We start from the raw sequence: 17,081 nt of genomic DNA on the forward strand, positions 1-17,081 counted from the left end.
GCCGGCCCGGAGCGTGCCGGGCCGAAGGCGCGGTCAGAGTTTCTGGAGTCCGACCACCGAGAGCAGCCGGAGCGCGTCGTGCGAGGGGGTGCCGGGGGCGGCGGTGTAGAGAATCAGACGCTGGTCACGGTCGCTGATCTCCAGTGTCTGGCAGTCGAGTTCCAGGTCGCCCACCACCGGATGCGGGATCCGCTTGGTCGAACTGGGCCGGGGCGGGTCGACCGGGTACTCGTTCCAGCGGCGGACGAAGGTGGGGCTGGCGCCGCGCAGCCGGCTGATCAGCCTGTTGATCCCCGGGTCGTCGGGATAGCGGGCCGCCGCCGTACGCAGGTCGGCGAGGCACTGCCGGGCGAACTCGTCGACCTGCGGATCGTCGAAGTCGGCGTGTGGGCCGCCGAAGAGCTGCCAGATGAGGTTGCGGTCCTCGACCGGCCACACGGTCGGGTCGATCAACAGTGCGGTCGCCATGGAGTTCCAGGCCAGCAGGTTGTAGACAGCGTCGATCACGAAGGCGGGCGTGTCGTCCAGCCGGTCGATGAGGTGCAGGATCCCGGCCGGCACGTCGCGGGGCGGCCCCGGCGGGATGTCCACGCGCAGGCCCGTGAGCTGGTAGAGGTGTTCGCGTTCGCTGTCGGTCAGCCGCAGTGCCCGGGCCAGGGCCACCAGCACCTGCCGGGACGGCCGCGGTCCCCGGGCCTGTTCGAGCCGGGCGTAGTAGTCGACCGAGATGCAGGCGAGTTGGGCGACCTCCTCGCGACGCAGTCCCGGCGTACGTCGGCGTCGGCCGGCGGTGACGCCGACGTCGGCCGGCTGCACCCGGGCGCGCCGGGCCCGGAGGAAGTCGGCGAGGTGTCGGCGGTTCATCCGCACATGGTGCCTCGACTCCGCCGGCCGAACCAGGGACTCGCCAGTCCGTGGCTGGCACCGACCCCTTATGACGCTCCGGGAACTGCCGGACGCTGGCGGCCATGGAAGACACGAAGATCGCTCTCGTGACGGGAGCGAACAAGGGTATCGGGCTCGAAGTCGCCCGGCTGCTGGGTCGGGCCGGCGCCACCGTACTGCTCGGCGCCAGGGACTCCGGTCGGGGCGCCGAAGCCGCCGAACGGCTCCGCGCCGACGGTGTACCGGCCACACCGGTACGCCTCGACGTGACCGATCCGGCGTCGGTGACGGAGACGGCGAAACGGATCGAGGACGAGCACGGCCGGCTGGACATCCTGGTCAACAACGCCGGCATCATGACGGGCTGGGGCCCACCGAGCGAGCTCTCCGCCGACGATCTCCGGCAGGCGTACGAGACGAACGTCTTCGCCGTGGTGTCGGTGACCAACGCGATGCTGCCGCTGCTGCGGCGCAGTTCCGCCGCCCGGATCGTGAACGTGTCGAGTTCGATGGGCTCGCTGACCCGGATCGCCGCTCCCGACAGCGGGATTCCGATGATGTCGTACAGCTCCTCGAAGTCGGCCCTGAACGGCCTGACCGTGGCGTACGCCGCCGAACTGCGGGCGGCGGACATCAAGGTCAACTCGGCGGACCCCGGATACTGCGCCACCGACCTGAACCACCACACCGGGCCACGCGACCCCGCCGAGGGAGCGGCCGTCGTGGTCCGGCTCGCCCTGCTCGGCGAGGACGGCCCCAGCGGAGAGTTCCAGTCCGACACCGGCCCGGTGCCCTGGTAGACCAGCGACCCAGGGTATTTCTACGAGCGTAGACATCGCGTTTTCCCCAGCCCACGGGGGCGGACATAGCAGAGTCGAGCACTGGAGGAAGAGGTACGAGGGGGATGGAGAATCATGGCCAGGACATGGCTCGTCACCGGAAGTTCCCGAGGGCTGGGGTGGGCGCTGAGTCAGGAGATCCTGGCCCGGGGTGACAACCTCCTCGCCACCGCCCGGCGACCCGAACAGCTCGACGAGCTGGTCAACCGGTACGGCGACCAGATCCGGCCGTTCGCCCTCGACGTCACCGACCCGGCCGCCGCGCGGGCGGCGGTCGTGTCGGCCGTGCAGGCGTTCGGCAAGCTGGACGTCGTCGCCAACAACGCCGGCTACGCCAACAGCTCCGCGATCGAGGAGACCCCGGACGACGACTTCCGGGCACAGGTCGAGACCAATCTCTTCGGCGTCGTCAACGTCACCAAGGCGGCGCTGCCGATCCTCCGTACCCAGCGGTCCGGGCACTTCCTCCAGTTCTCCTCGGTGGGCGGGCGCGTCGGCGGGACACCCGGGCTGGGCGCCTACCAGACCGCCAAGTTCGCCGTCGAAGGGTTCTCCGAGGTGCTCTACAACGAGGTCAAGCCGTTCGGGGTCAAGGTCACGATCATCGAGCCCGGCGCCTTCCGTACCGACTGGGGTGGCTCGTCCATGCGGCTGGGCAAGGTGGGCGAGGACTACCAGCAGACCGTCGGCCGCCTGCACGGCCTCCGGCAGGAGATGGACGGCCAGCAGGCCGGCGATCCGGTACGCGCGGCGAAGGTCATCGCCGACATCGTCGGCCTGGCGGCGCCACCGCTCCGGCTGCTCCTCGGCACCGACGCCCTCCGCCTCACCGAGCAGGCCGCGCAGTCGCGGGCGCAGGAGACCACCGCCTGGGCCGACGTGAGCCGGAGTACCGACTACGACGGGAGCCCCGACTTCGCCCGGACACCGGTCGCGGCCATGCTCGCGCCGAGAACGAACTGACGGGCCGAGAACGAACTGACGGGCCGACGACGGGTACGACGGATCAGCGGTTCAGGCCGAGCTTCCCGACCTCCACACCGGCCTGGAACCGGGAATCCGAACCCAGTTGCCGCATCAGTTCGGCCACCCGCCGCCGGTAGGTCCGGAGCGGGATGCCGAGCCGCCGCGCCGCAGCCTCGTCGGTGAGGCCGGAGGCGAGCGAACGCAGGATCACCCGATCCGCCGGGTCGAGCTGCGGCCCGCGCCTGCGCAGCCAGGCGTCCAGCGGCTCGGCCGCGTCCCAGGCGGCCCGGAACAGCGCTCGCACCCCGTCGATCAGGCCGGCCGCGGTGGTCACGGTGAATGTCCGGTCCGCACCGTCCGGCGGACCGGCCAGGATCATGATCCGCCGGTCGATGATGATCGTCTCCTGCGGCAACCGAGCCGACGAGATGCGTACCCGGATACCCGCCGCCGTGGCGTCGCGCAGATGGGCGCGGTGCTCGTCCGTGTCGAGCGCGGCGGAGGTGTAGAGCTTCCGCACGACGAGGCCGTCCCCCACGTGGCGGCGCACTCCGGTCGCGACCGCCATCCGCGCGCTCGTCCGGGACCAGGTTTCCAGGTCGGTCGCGGCGCACACGAACTCGGTTCGCGCGCCGACGAAGAGATGACCGGCACGCCGGACGAGTTCCTCCTCGCCGCGTACGGTGATCACCTGCTCCTCCGCCATCCACCCAGTCTGGCTCCGGCATCCGACCAGCGGCAACTCCGCCCCGGCGCCGGACCGGCGGCGAACCCGTCGTGGACCGGCGGCGGACCCGTGGTGGGACCGGCGGCGGACTGGCCACTTGTTGCCAATCTCCGCGCCGGTCACTCGGCGGCGCCAGGCTCGGTGTCATGACGACGAACACACCGACCAGCGCCGGGACCTTCCTGCTCGGCGGCGACCTGCGGATCAACCGGCTCGGCTTCGGGGCGATGCGGCTCGCCGCGAACTCCCTGCACGGACCGTCCCGGGATCCCCGGACCGGTATCGCCGTGCTCCGCCGAGCCGTCGAACTCGGGGTCAACCACATCGACACGGCCGGCTTCTACGGCAGCGGCGAGGTGCACGCCCACGAGTTGATCCGGGAGGCGCTCTCCCCGTACCCGGAGGATCTGGTGATCGCCACCAAGGTCGGCCCGCTTCGGGACGAGGCGACCGGGATCCCCTCCCGGGAGGCCACCGCCGACGAGCTCCGGGGCCTGGTCGAGGAGGACCTGCGCCGGCTCGGCCTGGAGCGGCTCGACCTGGTCTACCTCCGGGTCGGCGGCCTGGGCCCGATCGGCGGCGAGTCGATCGCGCAGCGGTACGGCGTGCTCGCGGCGCTCCGCGAGGAGGGGCTGATCCGGCATCTCGGGGTCAGCAACGTCGACGCGGCCCAGTACGCCGAGGCCGAGGCCATCGCCCCGGTGGCGGCGGTGCAGAACCACTTCCACCTCCAGCACCGGGACGACGCCGAACTGCTCGCCCGGTGTGCGGCCCTGGGCAGTGCCTACGCGCCCTTCTTCCCGCTCGGCGGCGGCAACCGGCCGCTCGACCCGAGCCGGTACGAGCGGATCGCGGCACGCCACGACGCGACCGTCGCCCAGGTGGCCCTGGCCTGGCTGCTCGCCCTCTCTCCGGTCATGCTCGCCATCCCCGGCACCGGTTCACCGGAGCACCTCGAGGAGAACATGGCAGCGGCCGACCTGCGCCTGTCCGAAGAGGATCTCGCCGAGCTCGGCGGCTGACCCTCGGGAAGCCCCGGCGAAGGACCGCGGTCGATCGAAGAAACTGACGTTCACGGATAGCCCACGTTCTACCTGGGACGTACGCTCGGCGGACGCGGGCCCCATGACGGGCACGCCCGGTCGGGGGTCGGGTCGCCGCTCCCCGCCCGGGTGGGTCGTCCGGCCCGACACGGACAGACGGATCTCCCCGGACGGCGGAAGGGTCGGAATGAGAACGAGACGCACCATCCTGGTGGCTGCCGCCACAGCGGTGCTCACCGTGCTGGCGCTGGCACCGGCGAGCCAGGCCGCGGCACCCCGTTACCCGCACCTGAATCCCGGCGGGCAGCCACGGCTGACCGAACGGGTCCCGGTCAACGTGGTCTTCCTCGGCTACTCGCCGGCCCAGGTGCCCCGGTCGACGTTCCAGGCCGGCCTGCCCGCCGGGTACGACCCGGTGGTCCGGTCCCGGCTGATGTACATGACGCAGGAGAAACTGGGCCTGCACTACAGCTACGACTACCGGATCAGCTACACCGACGAGCGCTACGAGGACAGGTTCTTCGGCGAACTGAAGCGGTTGGCCCGGCCGGCGCCACTGAGCGAGTACCAGACGCTCTACAACGAGCAGCAGGGCAACGTTCTCGACATCACCAAGAACCACAACATCGACGCGCCCAGTGTGGAGCGGTGGCTGGCGAAGAACCCGCCCGCCGGGGTCGACACCCGGCGGAACACGGTCTTCCTGATCAACTGGTACGGCCGGCCGGACTTCCGGTTCCACGTCTACACGAAGACCAACGAGCCCGACCCGGACACCGGATACAACTTCGGGACCGAGCGGGAGAGCCGCAAGATCATCGCGTGGGGCGGCACCACCGCCAACGACGAGGAGAACGGGCTCGGCTCCACCCACCGGATCTGGTTCCACGACCTCTCGGCCGGGCCGGAGTCCTGGACCTACAACTGGAACGTGGACGACCCGGACCTCGACGGCAACGGCGTCGAGGACTACCGAATGCCAGCGACCTGGGAATACACCCCCGGCGGCTACCGGGCGCCGGGCGCGCTAGCCGGAGACCTGAGCAAGATCACCCGATACGTCGCGCTGAACCTCCTCTTCACCACCTCGCCGCTCTACCCCACGGAACTGCCGACGGCGGAACCGCCGCGCTCGATCAACCTCGACAGCAACGTCTACGAGGGCTGGCCGGGCGTGAACGCCTCCAGCCGGTACATCGACCAGGACCTGCTCCTCGACGAACTGCGGGAACTGCGCTGGCGCAACCGGCTCGACTACGACAGCCAGGACCTGCCGTTCACCGGTGACGCCGAACGCTGCTACCGGCTGGCGGTGGCGGACGAGTCCTGCTACCCGGAACTGGGCTACGGCGGGTTCGCCAACTTCTACCTACAGAACCAGCGTGAGCTGGCGCGTACCCAGGACGACCAGGGCAAGGTCGACTACGAGCTGCCGATCTTCAGCTACGCCGTACCGGAGGGAACTCCCACCCCGGCCCTCGGCTTCGCCGACGACAACTGGGTCGACGGCACCCAGTCGTACGTCTTCGCGTTCGTCTCGCCGGAGATCGTCGAAGCCGGGTACGGGCTGACCACGACCCTCATCCACGAGGTGGGCCACCACGTCGGGATGAGCCACCCGCACGACGGCTACGACAGCGCGTCCGGCGTGGACTACGTACCGGCCGACGAGTTCTTCTTCGTCAACGCCGGTGACGAGACCAACTCGATGATGAGCTACATCGACCTGAACTGGGACTTCAGCCAGTTCGACCACGACAACAGCGACCGGTTCCTGACCGCCGCCTACAACGAGGCCGCCAACCGGCTCGCCGCCGACGTCCTCGACGCGCCCCGGGCGCACCGGGCGTACGACGAGTTGCAGGCGGCGGACCGGCTGCTCGGTCGGGCCAAGGCGGCCCTGGCCGACCACCAGTACCGGTCGGCGTACGCGTACGCCGACCAGGCGTACGCGGCGGTGGTCGACGGCGCCCGGGAGGCGGGCGTACCGACCGACAAGGTCGCCAAGCAGATGGCCGAGGAGGCGAAGGCCGCCCGGACCAGCGCGGAGGCGAACCAGCCGCACGAGTTCATCGACACTCTCGACCCGGACGGGCCGCGCGCCCAGTCCTGACCGTAGGCACCGTCGGGTGGGGACGCCAGATCTCGCGTCCCCACCCGACGGTCGTCCTCGGCGGCCTCTCGATCAGCCGGCCTGGCGCACATCGGTGGACAGCGCCCGGACCAGCGTGGCCGCCGAATCGAGCCGGCTGACCTCCTCGGCGCTGAGCGTGGGATTGCCCCGGCGCCTCGCCACGGCGGAGTCCAGCAGCCGCAGCGGGTCCCCCGACACCGCGCCGAGAAAGACCCTCAGGAACGACTCGGCGAGGGCGCCCGATCCGAACATGTCGTTGACCGCCACCTCGGCGGCGATCAGCGCCGAGAGCGCGAGATCCAGCTCGGGTTCACCGTCGGTGCCGTTGAGCCAGTCGATCACGACGGGTCCGCGTGGACCGAGCAGGACGTTGTCGGGGTGCAGGTCGAGATGTAGGACGCGGGTGCCGGGCGCACTGTTCGGCCGGGGCGGCAACTCGTGCAGCCGGCGGTGCAGGTCGGCCAGGATCTCGGCGCCGTCGGTGATGGCCAGCTCGCCCTCGACCATCGCGCGCAGCATGGTCGGGCCGTCGATCCGCTCCATCACCAGGTCGGGGCCCTCGGCCCGGTCGACCCGGGGTACCGGGTACCCCAGGCTCCCCACGTACGCCATGATCGCCGCCTCGGCCGCCACGTCACCACCGGCACGGTACCGGCGCAGTACCCGCCCCTCGTCGAGGGCGAAGACGTCCGCGTCCCGGCCGGAGCCGAGCAGCACCTGGTCATCCATGGCGGAACGATAACCGGTCGAGGACCGCCGGGCCGATCGCGCATGATGGCTGCGTGAGCAGACGGCTGAGGGCGATCGCCCAGGAGACGGTCGCGGCCGTGGAACGCGGTTCCTACCGTACGGAACGGGGCGCGGAAGTGGTCATCGCCGACCAGGTGACCGCGGCGGTGGCCGGCACCCGGCTGTACCTGCCGGACGAGGTGCTGCCGGCGCCCTCGCCGACCGAAGGCCCGCCCGTGGTGGAGGTGACCAACGAAACGACCCTGGCGGCGACCCGCCGGCTCGGCGGTGACCCGGCCTGTCTGGTCTTCGCCTCGGCGCGGAACCCGGGCGGCGGCTTCCTCAACGGAGCGCAGGCCCAGGAGGAGAGCGTCGCCCGTGGCTCGGCGCTGTACCCCTGCCTCCGCGCCGCCGGGGACTTCTACGCCCGGCACCGCGCCGATCCGTACCTCGGCTACAGCGACCGGGTCATCTACTCCCCGGCCGTACCGGTGTTCCGGGACGACGGTGGTGCTGCGCTGGCGGCGCCGTACCCGACCTCGTTCCTGACCTCGGCGGCGCCGAACCGGTCGGCGATGCTGCGCAACCAGCCCGAACACCTCGCCGAGCTACCGGCCATCCTGCGCCGCCGGGCCGCCCGGGTGCTCGCGGTGGCCGCGGCGCACGGACACCGGACCCTCGTCCTCGGCGCGTGGGGATGCGGCGTCTTCGGCAACGAGCCGGCGACCGTTGCGGACGCGTTCGCCGACGCCCTGCGGCAGAGCCCGTGGTTCGCGCACGTGGTGTTCGCCGTGTTCGACCGGCAGTCCGGTACCCCGACCTACGCCGCGTTCCGGAAGAGCTTCGGTTGACCGCCCTGTCGGCGGCCCGGCCTAAGATCCTGGCGTGATCGAAGCAGGCGACTCCCTGAACCCGCTCAAGCTCTTCGAGTACGACCACGATCCCGGCAACTACTGCCTCATGCTCAGTGACCTGGACATGGTCAAGGTGTCGGACGTCTTCGAGGAGTGCGGATACGTCGGCAACGGCTACGACTGGTCCGGCGTCGCGCGCTCGGCGGTACGGACGCACGCCCCGGAAATCGCCGACCGGCTGGAGTACGACCCGGAGGCCGGAACGTTCGTCGCCCACGGGACGGACCCGGCGGCCCTACGCCGACTCGGCGGACTGCTCCAGAGGGCCTTCCAGGACGGGCCCACCCTCGCCACCCTGATCCGGACCGGCGACCGCGACTGGTTCGACTGAGCGTTCGGCGACCGCCAGCACCAGCCCGGCGCAGGCCCGGGGGTTGTCCGTTCTCCGCTCAGCGGCGAGCTTCCGGGCCGAACCCGGTCAGGTCCCGGTTCTCCAGTACCCGCCGGGGAAAGCCGCCCTCGGCGACCGCCAGCATGGCGATCCCCAACTGCTCGGTGGTGGTGACGGCGCGCGGAAAGAGCCGCCGGAGCAGCGTGCCGAACGGCGATATCAGCACGTAGAGGAGCCGGTACCACCGGGTCCTGGACCGGACGCCGTGCAGTGGCTGGATGAAGCCCGGCCGGAATGCGTACGCGTTGGGCAGCAGCGCGATCAGCGCGTTCTCGGTACGGCCCTTGACCCGGGCCCACATGCTGCGCCCCCGCTCCGTGCCGTCGGTGCCCTGCCCCGAGACGTACACGAAGGTCAGGTCGGGATTGACCTCCGCGAGGGTCCGGGCCGCGGCCATGGTGAAGTCGTAGGTGACCCGGGTGTAGTCCTCCTCGCTCATCCCGAACGAGGAGACGCCCAGACAGAAGAAGCAGGCGTCGTAGCCGGCGAACTCGCCCGCCACGTCGGTGAAGTCGAGGAAGTCCTTCCGGACCAGCTCCCGCAGCTTCGGATCCCGCTGCCCGCTCGGGGTACGCAAAACCGAGAGGACGGCCTCGACCTTCGGGTCCCGCAGGCACTCCCGGAGCACGCCCTGCCCCACCATGCCGGTCGCGCCGAACAGGATGACCTTCATGCCGTGCCTTCCCCGGAGGTAGGGTCCGCGCCGGTCCGCCGACCGTCGGTGTCGAGGGTACGACTCCGACGGCGGTATCCGGCTCCAACGGCGGTATCCGGCCCCGTTGACGAGGTGAGACTCCGACGGCCGATATCCGGCCGCGGCTTACCGCAGGAGTCTCCGCTACTCTCTCCGGGCTACCCCGACGCCGATTCCGAGCGGGCCCAGTCGGGCTTGACGGCCATCATCCGGGCGGTCTTCGTGGCGTCCGTCTCGACCAGGTCGCCGAGCGTCTCGTCGATCCGGCGCATCGCCTCGTCGTCCAGCCGGACGCCGGCCGCCGCCGCGTTCTCGGTGACCTGTTCGGGCCGGGACGCGCCGATCAGCGCCGTGCTGACCCCGGGGCGGCGCAACGTCCAGGCGACCGCGAGCTGGGCCATCGACAGGCCGGCCTCGTCGGCGATGGGACGGAGCTCCTGGACCCGGCGGAGCAGTTCGTCACCGAGCACCCGCCGGATGAACATCGGCGCGCGACCGCCGCTGGCCGCCCGGGAGCCGACCGGCGGGGGCTGACCCGGCCGGTACTTGCCGGTCAGCACGCCCTGGGCGAGTGGCTGGAAGGCGATCTGGCCGATCCCCTCCTGCACGGACAACGGCAGGATCTCGGGTTCGACGACCCGCCAGAGCATGTTGTACTGCGGCTGGTTGGACACGATCCGGTTGCGCAGCCCGAGCTGGTCGGCGAGGTCGAGGGCCGCCCGGATCTGTGCCGCCGTCCACTCCGAGACGCCGAGGTAGAGCACCTTGCCCTGACGTACCAGGTCGTCGAAGGCGATCAGCGTCTCGTCCAGCGGTGTCTCGTCGTCGAACCGGTGCGCCTGGTAGAGGTCGACGTAGTCCGTACCGAGCCGGCGCAGCGAGGCGTTGCAGGACTCCAGGATGTGCTTGCGGGACAGACCCTGGTCATTGGGTCCGTCGCCGGTCCGCAGGCACACCTTCGTGGCGATCTCCACCGACTCGCGACGTACGCCACGCAGCGCCTCGCCGAGCAGTTCCTCGGCGGCACCCCGGGCATAGACGTCGGCGGTGTCGAAGGTGGTGACACCCGCGTCCAGTGCGGCCCGTACGCAGCTCAGTGCCGCCGCCCTGGCCACCAGTTCGCCGTGGGTGAGCCAGTTCCCGTAGGTGATCTCGCTGACGAGCAGGCCGCTGCGACCGAGATGACGATGCTCCATGGCGGCCCAGCCTAATCCTCGAACATCACTCGACGTACCTGGTGTGGCTGAGCGCCGGGCCTTACTCGGACGCCGCTGGCCTTCGTCCCCGCACCTGTACCACGAGCAACATCAGCAGCGCGATCGCGAACATCGCGGTGCCGACCACGTTCACCTGGGGCGGGATGCCCCGCTGGTTGGCTCCCCAGACGTACATCGGGAACGTGACGGTGGTGCCGGAGTTGAAGTTCGTGATGACGAAGTCGTCGAAGGAGAGCGAGAAGGCGAGCAGCGCGGCGGCCACGATGCCGGGCAGCACCAGCGGCAGGGTGACCCGACGGAACGCCTGCCACTCGCTGGCGTAGAGGTCCAGCGCCGCCTCCTCCAACCGACGGTCCATTCCGGACAGCCGGGCCCGGACGGTCACGACCACGAACGAGACGCAGAACATCACGTGCGCGATGACCACGGTCCAGAAGCCCTGCGGCACCCCTGCGGCCACCAGCAGGGCGAGCAACGAGGTGCCCAGCACCACCTCCGGGGTGGCCATCGGCGCCAGGACCAGCAAATTGACGGCGGGTCGGCCCCGGAACCGATGCCGGACCAGGGCGAACGCCATCAGCGTACCGAGCACTGTGGACACCGTCGTGGCGACGAACCCGATCTGTACGCTCCGCACCACCGCCTCGCACATGCCGGCGCTGCCGCACGGATCCCGCCAGTTGTCGAGGGTGAACTCGTGGAAGTCGTACGACAACCGGCTCGACGGCCGGTTGAACGACAGCCCGGCCACCACCACGACCGGCAGCAGCAGGTAACCGAGTACGCAGGCGGCGACGGCGACCGGCCAGTGATCGGCCACCCAGCGCCCGAACCGCCCACCCACGGCTATCCCACCTCCGCGGCGCCGGCCCGCCGGACATACCCGACGACCATCGCGAGGATCGCGCCCAGCAGCAGCACGGAGAGCGCCGCCCCCTGGGGATAGTCCAGCCGGACCAGGAACGCGGAGTCGATGACGTTACCGATCATGTACTCGTTCGGGGTGCCGAGCAGTTCCGCGCTGATGTAGTCACCGCTCGCCGGGATGAACGTCAGCAGGGTCCCGGCCACCACCCCCGGCATCGACAGCGGGAGCATGACCCGCCGGAGAACCTGGCTCGGGCCCGCGTACAGGTCCTGCGCGGCCTCCAGCAGCCGGCGGTCCAGCCGTTGCAGGCTGGCGTAGATCGGCAGCACCATGAACGGCAGGTAGCAGTAGGTCAGGCTGGTCACCACCGCGACCGGTGAGGCGAGCAGCCGGCCGTCCGGGCCGAGCACGTGCAGGTCACGGAGCAGCCCGACCAGGGCACCGCCGTCGGACAGGATGGTCTTCCAGGCCAGGGTCCGGACCAGGAAACTCGTGAACATCGGTGCGACCACGCAGACCAGCAGCAGGTTCTGCCAACGCCCGGCGCGCAGCGCGAGGACGTACGCCAGCGGATAGCCGAGCAGCAACGCCAGCGCGGTGGCGAGCGCGGCGTAGCCGAAGGACCGGCCCAGATGCGGCCAGTACCCGGCCAGCGCGTCCGGATAGTTGCCGAACGACCAGGTCATCGCGTAGCCGTCGGTCAGCGAGCCGGCCGGGTCGTAGAGGCTGGTGGCGCCGAGTTGGACCGCCGGGACCAGGAAGAAAACCACCAGCCAGAGCCCGCCGGGCGCAAGCAGGAGGTACGGCAGTAACCGGCCCCGCCGTACCCTGGTCACCGCCGCCCCGCCCGGGTCACGACCGGGTCGCTTCCACCGGACCGGCGTCCGCCGCCGGGCCGGTGTCGGCGTCGACGTCTGTCTCCGCATCGGCGTCCGTGTCGGCGTCGGCGTCTGTGTCGGCGTCCGCGTCCGTGTCGGCGTCGGCGTCGGCGTCGGCGTCGGCGTCGGCGAGGAGGAAGGCGTGCCTCGGGTGCCAGTACGCGACCACGGCGCTGCCCACCGGAATCCGTGGCGCCTCCCCGTCGGCGGCGGCGAAGACCGACAACTCGACACCGTGACCGGCACGGACCAGGTACTGCGTACTCACCCCGAGATAGGCGGCATCGGCGACCGTGCCGTCGATCCACTGGTGGCCGTCCGGCACCTGTTCCACCGTTCCGACCAGCCGCAGCTTCTCCGGCCGTACCCCCAGCAGCACCGCGCCGGCGTCGGCCCGGGCCCGGACCGTCGGCACCGAGAAGCGCCGGCCGTACGCCTCGACCAGGACATCGTCGCCGCCGCGTCCGCGCACCGTGCCGGCGAGCAGATTGGACCGGCCCAGAAAGTTGGCCACGAAGGCGGTGGCCGGGAACTCGTACAGTTCCGCCGGAGGGCCGAGCTGTTCGATCCGGCCGGCGTTCATCACCGCGACGGTGTCGGCCAGCGTCATGGCCTCCTCCTGGTCGTGGGTGACGTGTACGAAGGTGATGCCCACCTCGGTCTGGATCCGCTTGAGTTCGAGCTGCATCCGGCGGCGCAGCGCGAGGTCGAGTGCACCGAGCGGCTCGTCCAGCAGCAGCACCCGGGGCCGGTTGACCAGCGCACGGGCCAGGGCCACCCGCTGCTGCTGGCCGCCGGAGAGCCGGGTCGGCCGCTGCCGGTCGTACCCGTCGAGCTGCACCAGTGACAGCATCCGCCGCACCTGCCCGACCACGTCCGGTACGCCCCGCCGACGCAGCCCGAACGCGACGTTCTCGAAGACGTCCAGGTGCGGAAAGAGCGCGTAGCTCTGGAACACGGTGTTCACCGGCCGCCGGTACGGTCGCAGCCGGGTGATGTCCTCCCCGCCGAGCAGTATCCGCCCGCTCGTCGGCTCCTCCAGCCCGGCCACCATCCGCAGGGTCGTGGTCTTGCCGCAGCCCGAGGGGCCCAGCAGGGCGAAGAACGATCCCGCCGGCACGCTCAGGTCGAGGCGGTCCACCGCGGTGACGGCACTGCCCGACGGCGCGGACCGTCGGCCCGTCGGGCCGAAGCGTCGGCCGGTCGGGCCGAACCGCTTGGTCAGGTCGGCCAGCCGCAGTTGCCCGGCCGCCTCCTCGCTCGCCACCCCCTACCCCCCGATCACCTGCTGGAACTTCGACTCGTACTCCCGCTCTCGGGCCTCGTCGAGGGGCATGAACACCGTCGACCTGGCCAGCAGCGCCTGGTCGGGAAAGATCAGCGGATTGGCCGCCAACTCCGGGTCGATCTTCTCCATCTCGGCCTGCGCGCCCTGCACCGGACAGATGTAGTTGACGTACGCCGCGAGTCGGGCCGCTACCGCCGGCTCATAGTAGTAGTCCATCAGCGCCTCGGCGTTCGCCCGGTGGGTCGCCCGGTTCGGCACCAACATGTTGTCGGAGTAGAGCATCGCGCCGGAATCCGGGGCCACGAAACGGATCCGCTCGTCCTCGGCGGCGAGCTGGATGACGTCGCCCGACCAGGCGACGCAGGCGGCGATGTCCCCCTTGGCGAGTTCCGGGGCGTAGTCGTTGCCGGTGAACCGGCGGATCTGTCCGCCGTCGACGGCCTTCTTGAGCTTGCCCAGCGCCTCGTCGAACTGATCGGCGGTGAAGTTCGCCGGATCGTGCCCGTCCGCCTGGAGCAGCAGCCCCATGGTGTCCCGCATCTCGCTCAACGCGGTGACCCTGCCCTTCAGGTCGGGCCGGGTGAGCAGTTCGTCGACGGTCTGGACCGGCTTGGTCACGTTGCCGTTGTAGGCCAGTCCGGCCAGACCCGACTGCCACGGGATGGCGAGCACGTTCTCCCGGTCGTACGGGCGGTCGCGCAGCGAGGGCAGCAGGTTCCGTCCGACGTTCGGCAGCCTCGCCCCGTCCAGTCGCTGCACCCAGCCGAGCCCGATCACCCGGGCCGCCATCCAGTCGCTGAGCACGATGATGTCCCGACCGATGGGCTGGCAGGAGCTGAGCTGCGGCCGTACCTTGCCGAAGAACTCGTTGTTGTCGTTGATGTCCTCGGTGTACGTCACCTGGATGCCGGTCCGCGCCTGGAACGCGTCGAGGCTGGGCCGCTTCGAGCCGTCCTCCTCGTCCACGTCCAGGTACTGCGGCCAGTTGGAGAAGATCAGCTTCTTCTCGGCTCCGGAGAGATCCTCGCTGACGCAGCTCGCCTCGGTCTGCCGGGCGCCCTTCGTCCCGCAGCCGCCCAGGGCGGCCGTCATCGCGAACAGGGCCGCCGAGCCGGCCGCGCCACGCAGCAGGGCACGCCGGGGCAGCCTCGGCAGGGGATGCGGGCGGTCGCGCATGAGACGGCTCCTCCGGGGGTCGTGCCGACGGGCAGGGCAGGCGGGGTCGGCCCGCTGGCCGGAGGCGTCGCGGGAGATCCGATCAGATGCCGATCCTGGCATGCTGCCGCGCGGCCACCCGAGAGGGTCTACCAGTTTCCGAGAGGTGTACGCAGAGTCAGCGGGTGTGCTCGGGGTCGACGGGACCAGCGGGCGTGCCAGAGGTCCCCAGGACGTCCCTGACTGTCCGAAGTGTGTGTCGGACGCGCTATCCGTATCCGTCAGACGTTCATCTCGGGCGGGAACCCGGTCCAGCGCAGGTGCCGAGGGAGGTGGCTGGTGTCGTTGAAGCTGACCAGCGCCGGTGGGCGGTGCGGCCGGTAGAGGATGACGGTGAGGGCGCAGTTCGCGGCGTTGAGGCCGAGCCAGCGTTCGTCGGGAGCGTCGAGGGCGTGGCGGACGAACCAGGCGATCAGGAAACTGTGGGTGACGACGAGTTCATGGGTGTCCGTTGCGCCGGGCACCGCGTACCGCTCGAGGGCGGCGGTGGCCAGCCTGGCTCCTTCGGCGTACTCGTCGGCGGACACGCCGTCGAGGAACCGCGCGTGGATCTCGGGCAGGGCCGACGGATCCGGAACCGGCGGGATGTAGTCGCCGACGACCTCGGAGCAGTGCAGGGGGACGTGCGGAAGGAACTGGCTGATCAGATGGGCGGTCTGCGCGGCGCGGGGCAGCGGGCCGTGGTGGATGGCCGTCAGGGGCGCGGTAGCGAGGCGTTGCCCCAGCAGACGAGCCTGCTGCTGTCCGGCGGGGCTGAGTTCACCGTCGCCGACGGCCTCCCCGTGCCGGGCCAGGTACAGGAACCGGTTGGTCACGCACCCCTCCGTTCCGCCGCGACGCTCTCATGATCGTCATCCGTGTCGGTAACGATCCCACAGCGCGGCAGAGCGGACGTGGGTGGGCGCAGAGGTGCCGAGAGGTGTTAAGAGGGGGCCCTTCCTATGCAAAAAGCGATAAGAAGGGGCCCTTCCTTACACCCTCAGTGGCTGGGTGGGATGACCCGGAGGTGGCCACGGCGGCCGGTCTGCTGGCCGGTGTTGGGGTCGACCCCGGCCTCGTCGGGGCGCGGCGGGGCCGGGCGGGCCGCCTCCCGGACCGCCTCGGCCAGCGCCACCAGGTCGTCGGTGGTCGGGGGCGGGGGCTCGAACTCCCCCTCGTGCCGGACCACGTCCCAGCCACGCGGCGCGGTCAGGCTCCGGGCGTGCGGCTCGCAGAGGTCGTACGTGTGCGGCTCGGCGAAGGCCGCGAGCGGACCCACCACCGCGGTCGACTCGGTGTAGACATAGGTCAGCGTGGCTACGGCCTGTCGGGGGCAGCCGTTGCGGGAGCAACGCCGTGGTGACCTCACGGCGGCACGGTATCTCCATTACCGGCTCCGCCGCTCCGCTTGGGCTTCCGACACGCCGGTAGTGGTGATCACAATTCGGGCTTCCGCCTGGAGACACGGCCGAATCCACGAGCCGATCTTGATCGCCCCGGGTCTACCCTGTCGACGTGGCGGGACGTTCACGACGAGTGGAGCGGGGTTCGAGATGACCAGTCCGGAGAATCGCCGGCCCGACCCCGGGCGCCGGTCCCGCCGGGATCGGCACGGGCGCGGGCTGCGCGGCCGGCTGGTCCCGGCCACGGTTCCGCTGGCCCGGACGAAGTCGGAGATCTTCGACGATCTGGTGCTGGACACCGTGGAGACCCTGGAACGGCGGTTCGCCAAGGAACTGGCCGGGGTCGAGTTCGCGGTCGAGGACGTGCCGCCGGACCTCAACGTCTACGACTCGGACGTCCTGGAGGACGGCGAGGTACCCCTCGCCCGCCTGCTGCCCGGTAGGCCCGGCCGGCAGGAGGTGCCGCCGAGGATCGTGCTCTACCGCCGCCCCCTGGAGTTCCGGGCGATAGACCGCGAGGACCTCGCCGACCTGGTGCACGACGTGATCATCGAGCAGGTCGCGAACCTGCTCGGCGTCGATCCCGACGAACTGGCCTGACCCGGGCGGCCCCCACCACCCGGGCGCGGCCGGTCAGGCGACGCGACGCTTCAACTTGCGCCGTTCGCGTTCGGACAACCCGCCCCAGATCCCGAACCGTTCGTCATGCCCGAGCGCGTATTCCAGACACTCGGTCTTGACCTCACACCGGGAGCAGATCCGCTTCGCCTCGCGGGTCGAACCGCCCTTCTCGGGAAAAAACGCCTCCGGATCGGTCTGCGAGCACAGCGCGCGCTCTTGCCACTCCGGAGCATTTCCGAGCAGGTCGGCCACCTCGAGTCGGCCGTCCATCCAGTTGCCTCCTTATCGCG

General features: G+C 70.6%; 19 protein-coding genes. 7 read left to right on the top strand and 12 right to left on the bottom strand.

Going from position 1 to position 17,081, the window contains the following annotated elements:
• Window positions 1-33: 33 nt before the first annotated feature.
• A complete protein-coding gene (locus ACFP2T_RS24615) occupies window positions 34-864 on the bottom strand; it encodes a helix-turn-helix transcriptional regulator (protein WP_377425309.1) in 831 nt (276 codons plus the stop codon).
• Between the two features lie 104 nt (window positions 865-968).
• Here ACFP2T_RS24615 and ACFP2T_RS24620 point away from each other — a divergent pair, with 104 nt between their 5' ends.
• Both ACFP2T_RS24620 and ACFP2T_RS24625 read left to right on the top strand, forming a co-directional pair.
• Window positions 969-1,685 (top strand): SDR family oxidoreductase, encoded by a 717-nt coding sequence (locus ACFP2T_RS24620; protein ID WP_377425310.1) that lies wholly within the window; start codon window positions 969-971, stop codon window positions 1,683-1,685.
• A 114-nt stretch (window positions 1,686-1,799) separates the two neighbouring features.
• The gene (locus tag ACFP2T_RS24625; protein ID WP_377425311.1) at window positions 1,800-2,687 is read left to right on the top strand and encodes an oxidoreductase; all 888 of its coding nucleotides are present in this window, start codon (window positions 1,800-1,802) and stop codon (window positions 2,685-2,687) included.
• A 43-nt stretch (window positions 2,688-2,730) separates the two neighbouring features.
• Here the strand turns inward: ACFP2T_RS24625 and ACFP2T_RS24630 are convergent, their stop codons facing one another.
• Window positions 2,731-3,396: a hypothetical protein gene (locus ACFP2T_RS24630; RefSeq protein WP_377425312.1), complete on the bottom strand. Its 666-nt coding sequence runs from the start codon at window positions 3,394-3,396 to the stop codon at window positions 2,731-2,733.
• 167 nt (window positions 3,397-3,563) lie between these two features.
• Between ACFP2T_RS24630 and ACFP2T_RS24635 the strand changes: the two genes are divergently transcribed.
• Together ACFP2T_RS24635 and ACFP2T_RS24640 are read left to right on the top strand one after the other, a co-directional pair.
• Complete coding sequence (locus ACFP2T_RS24635; RefSeq protein ID WP_377425313.1) at window positions 3,564-4,439, top strand: oxidoreductase; 876 nt, start codon at window positions 3,564-3,566, stop codon at window positions 4,437-4,439.
• A 208-nt stretch (window positions 4,440-4,647) separates the two neighbouring features.
• Window positions 4,648-6,573 (top strand): zinc metalloprotease, encoded by a 1,926-nt coding sequence (locus tag ACFP2T_RS24640; protein ID WP_377425314.1) that lies wholly within the window; start codon window positions 4,648-4,650, stop codon window positions 6,571-6,573.
• A 72-nt stretch (window positions 6,574-6,645) separates the two neighbouring features.
• Here ACFP2T_RS24640 and ACFP2T_RS24645 read toward each other — a convergent pair whose 3' ends face one another.
• Window positions 6,646-7,323, bottom strand: a complete 678-nt coding sequence (locus ACFP2T_RS24645; protein WP_377425315.1) for a phosphotransferase — start codon at window positions 7,321-7,323, stop codon at window positions 6,646-6,648.
• A gap of 53 nt (window positions 7,324-7,376) precedes the next feature.
• On the opposite strand from ACFP2T_RS24645, the gene ACFP2T_RS24650 reads away from it, so the two are divergent.
• A complete protein-coding gene (locus tag ACFP2T_RS24650; protein WP_377425317.1) occupies window positions 7,377-8,174 on the top strand; it encodes a TIGR02452 family protein in 798 nt (265 codons plus the stop codon).
• Between the two features lie 34 nt (window positions 8,175-8,208).
• The gene (locus tag ACFP2T_RS24655; RefSeq protein WP_377425318.1) at window positions 8,209-8,568 is read left to right on the top strand and encodes an immunity 51 family protein; all 360 of its coding nucleotides are present in this window, start codon (window positions 8,209-8,211) and stop codon (window positions 8,566-8,568) included.
• Between the two features lie 58 nt (window positions 8,569-8,626).
• On the opposite strand, the gene ACFP2T_RS24660 is transcribed toward ACFP2T_RS24655, so the two are convergent.
• The 8 genes from ACFP2T_RS24660 to ACFP2T_RS24695 form a co-directional block, all read right to left on the bottom strand.
• Window positions 8,627-9,301 carry an NAD(P)H-binding protein gene (locus ACFP2T_RS24660; RefSeq protein WP_377425319.1) on the bottom strand — a complete coding sequence of 225 codons (675 nt, stop codon included), beginning with the start codon at window positions 9,299-9,301 and terminating at the stop codon, window positions 8,627-8,629.
• Between the two features lie 179 nt (window positions 9,302-9,480).
• The gene (locus tag ACFP2T_RS24665) at window positions 9,481-10,518 is read right to left on the bottom strand and encodes an aldo/keto reductase family protein (RefSeq protein WP_377425321.1); all 1,038 of its coding nucleotides are present in this window, start codon (window positions 10,516-10,518) and stop codon (window positions 9,481-9,483) included.
• Between the two features lie 61 nt (window positions 10,519-10,579).
• The gene (locus tag ACFP2T_RS24670) at window positions 10,580-11,383 is read right to left on the bottom strand and encodes an ABC transporter permease (protein WP_377425323.1); all 804 of its coding nucleotides are present in this window, start codon (window positions 11,381-11,383) and stop codon (window positions 10,580-10,582) included.
• A 2-nt stretch (window positions 11,384-11,385) separates the two neighbouring features.
• Window positions 11,386-12,243, bottom strand: coding sequence for an ABC transporter permease (locus ACFP2T_RS24675; protein ID WP_377425324.1), 858 nt, complete (start codon window positions 12,241-12,243; stop codon window positions 11,386-11,388).
• 16 nt (window positions 12,244-12,259) lie between these two features.
• Complete coding sequence (locus ACFP2T_RS24680) at window positions 12,260-13,552, bottom strand: ABC transporter ATP-binding protein (RefSeq protein WP_377425325.1); 1,293 nt, start codon at window positions 13,550-13,552, stop codon at window positions 12,260-12,262.
• A gap of 3 nt (window positions 13,553-13,555) precedes the next feature.
• A complete protein-coding gene (locus tag ACFP2T_RS24685; RefSeq protein ID WP_377425327.1) occupies window positions 13,556-14,749 on the bottom strand; it encodes a polyamine ABC transporter substrate-binding protein in 1,194 nt (397 codons plus the stop codon).
• A 260-nt stretch (window positions 14,750-15,009) separates the two neighbouring features.
• Window positions 15,010-15,603: a histidine phosphatase family protein gene (locus tag ACFP2T_RS24690; protein WP_377425328.1), complete on the bottom strand. Its 594-nt coding sequence runs from the start codon at window positions 15,601-15,603 to the stop codon at window positions 15,010-15,012.
• A gap of 164 nt (window positions 15,604-15,767) precedes the next feature.
• On the bottom strand, window positions 15,768-16,136 hold the full coding sequence (locus ACFP2T_RS24695) for a DUF3499 domain-containing protein (protein WP_192765158.1): 369 nt from the start codon (window positions 16,134-16,136) through the stop codon (window positions 15,768-15,770).
• A 184-nt stretch (window positions 16,137-16,320) separates the two neighbouring features.
• Between ACFP2T_RS24695 and ACFP2T_RS24700 the strand changes: the two genes are divergently transcribed.
• Complete coding sequence (locus ACFP2T_RS24700) at window positions 16,321-16,770, top strand: metallopeptidase family protein (protein WP_192771793.1); 450 nt, start codon at window positions 16,321-16,323, stop codon at window positions 16,768-16,770.
• Between the two features lie 33 nt (window positions 16,771-16,803).
• On the opposite strand, the gene ACFP2T_RS24705 is transcribed toward ACFP2T_RS24700, so the two are convergent.
• Entirely contained in the window at window positions 16,804-17,061 is a 258-nt protein-coding gene (locus ACFP2T_RS24705; protein ID WP_192765159.1) for a WhiB family transcriptional regulator, read from the bottom strand.
• Window positions 17,062-17,081: the final 20 nt, after the last annotated feature.

It is taken from the genome of Plantactinospora solaniradicis, assembly GCF_042658085.1.
Lineage (GTDB): Bacteria > Actinomycetota > Actinomycetes > Mycobacteriales > Micromonosporaceae > Plantactinospora > Plantactinospora solaniradicis.

Bases quoted from the DNA above. Each gene is read 5' to 3' on its own strand.
- ACFP2T_RS24615 (WP_377425309.1), bottom strand. From the start codon at position 864: ATGAACCGCCGACACCTCGCCGACTTCCTCCGGGCCCGGCGCGCCCGG.
- ACFP2T_RS24620 (WP_377425310.1), top strand. From the start codon at position 969: ATGGAAGACACGAAGATCGCTCTCGTGACGGGAGCGAACAAGGGTATC.
- ACFP2T_RS24625 (WP_377425311.1), top strand. From the start codon at position 1,800: ATGGCCAGGACATGGCTCGTCACCGGAAGTTCCCGAGGGCTGGGGTGG.
- ACFP2T_RS24630 (WP_377425312.1), bottom strand. From the start codon at position 3,396: ATGGCGGAGGAGCAGGTGATCACCGTACGCGGCGAGGAGGAACTCGTC.
- ACFP2T_RS24635 (WP_377425313.1), top strand. From the start codon at position 3,564: ATGACGACGAACACACCGACCAGCGCCGGGACCTTCCTGCTCGGCGGC.
- ACFP2T_RS24640 (WP_377425314.1), top strand. From the start codon at position 4,648: ATGAGAACGAGACGCACCATCCTGGTGGCTGCCGCCACAGCGGTGCTC.
- ACFP2T_RS24645 (WP_377425315.1), bottom strand. From the start codon at position 7,323: ATGGATGACCAGGTGCTGCTCGGCTCCGGCCGGGACGCGGACGTCTTC.
- ACFP2T_RS24660 (WP_377425319.1), bottom strand. From the start codon at position 9,301: ATGAAGGTCATCCTGTTCGGCGCGACCGGCATGGTGGGGCAGGGCGTG.
- ACFP2T_RS24665 (WP_377425321.1), bottom strand. From the start codon at position 10,518: ATGGAGCATCGTCATCTCGGTCGCAGCGGCCTGCTCGTCAGCGAGATC.
- ACFP2T_RS24685 (WP_377425327.1), bottom strand. From the start codon at position 14,749: ATGCGCGACCGCCCGCATCCCCTGCCGAGGCTGCCCCGGCGTGCCCTG.
- ACFP2T_RS24700 (WP_192771793.1), top strand. From the start codon at position 16,321: ATGACCAGTCCGGAGAATCGCCGGCCCGACCCCGGGCGCCGGTCCCGC.
- ACFP2T_RS24705 (WP_192765159.1), bottom strand. From the start codon at position 17,061: ATGGACGGCCGACTCGAGGTGGCCGACCTGCTCGGAAATGCTCCGGAG.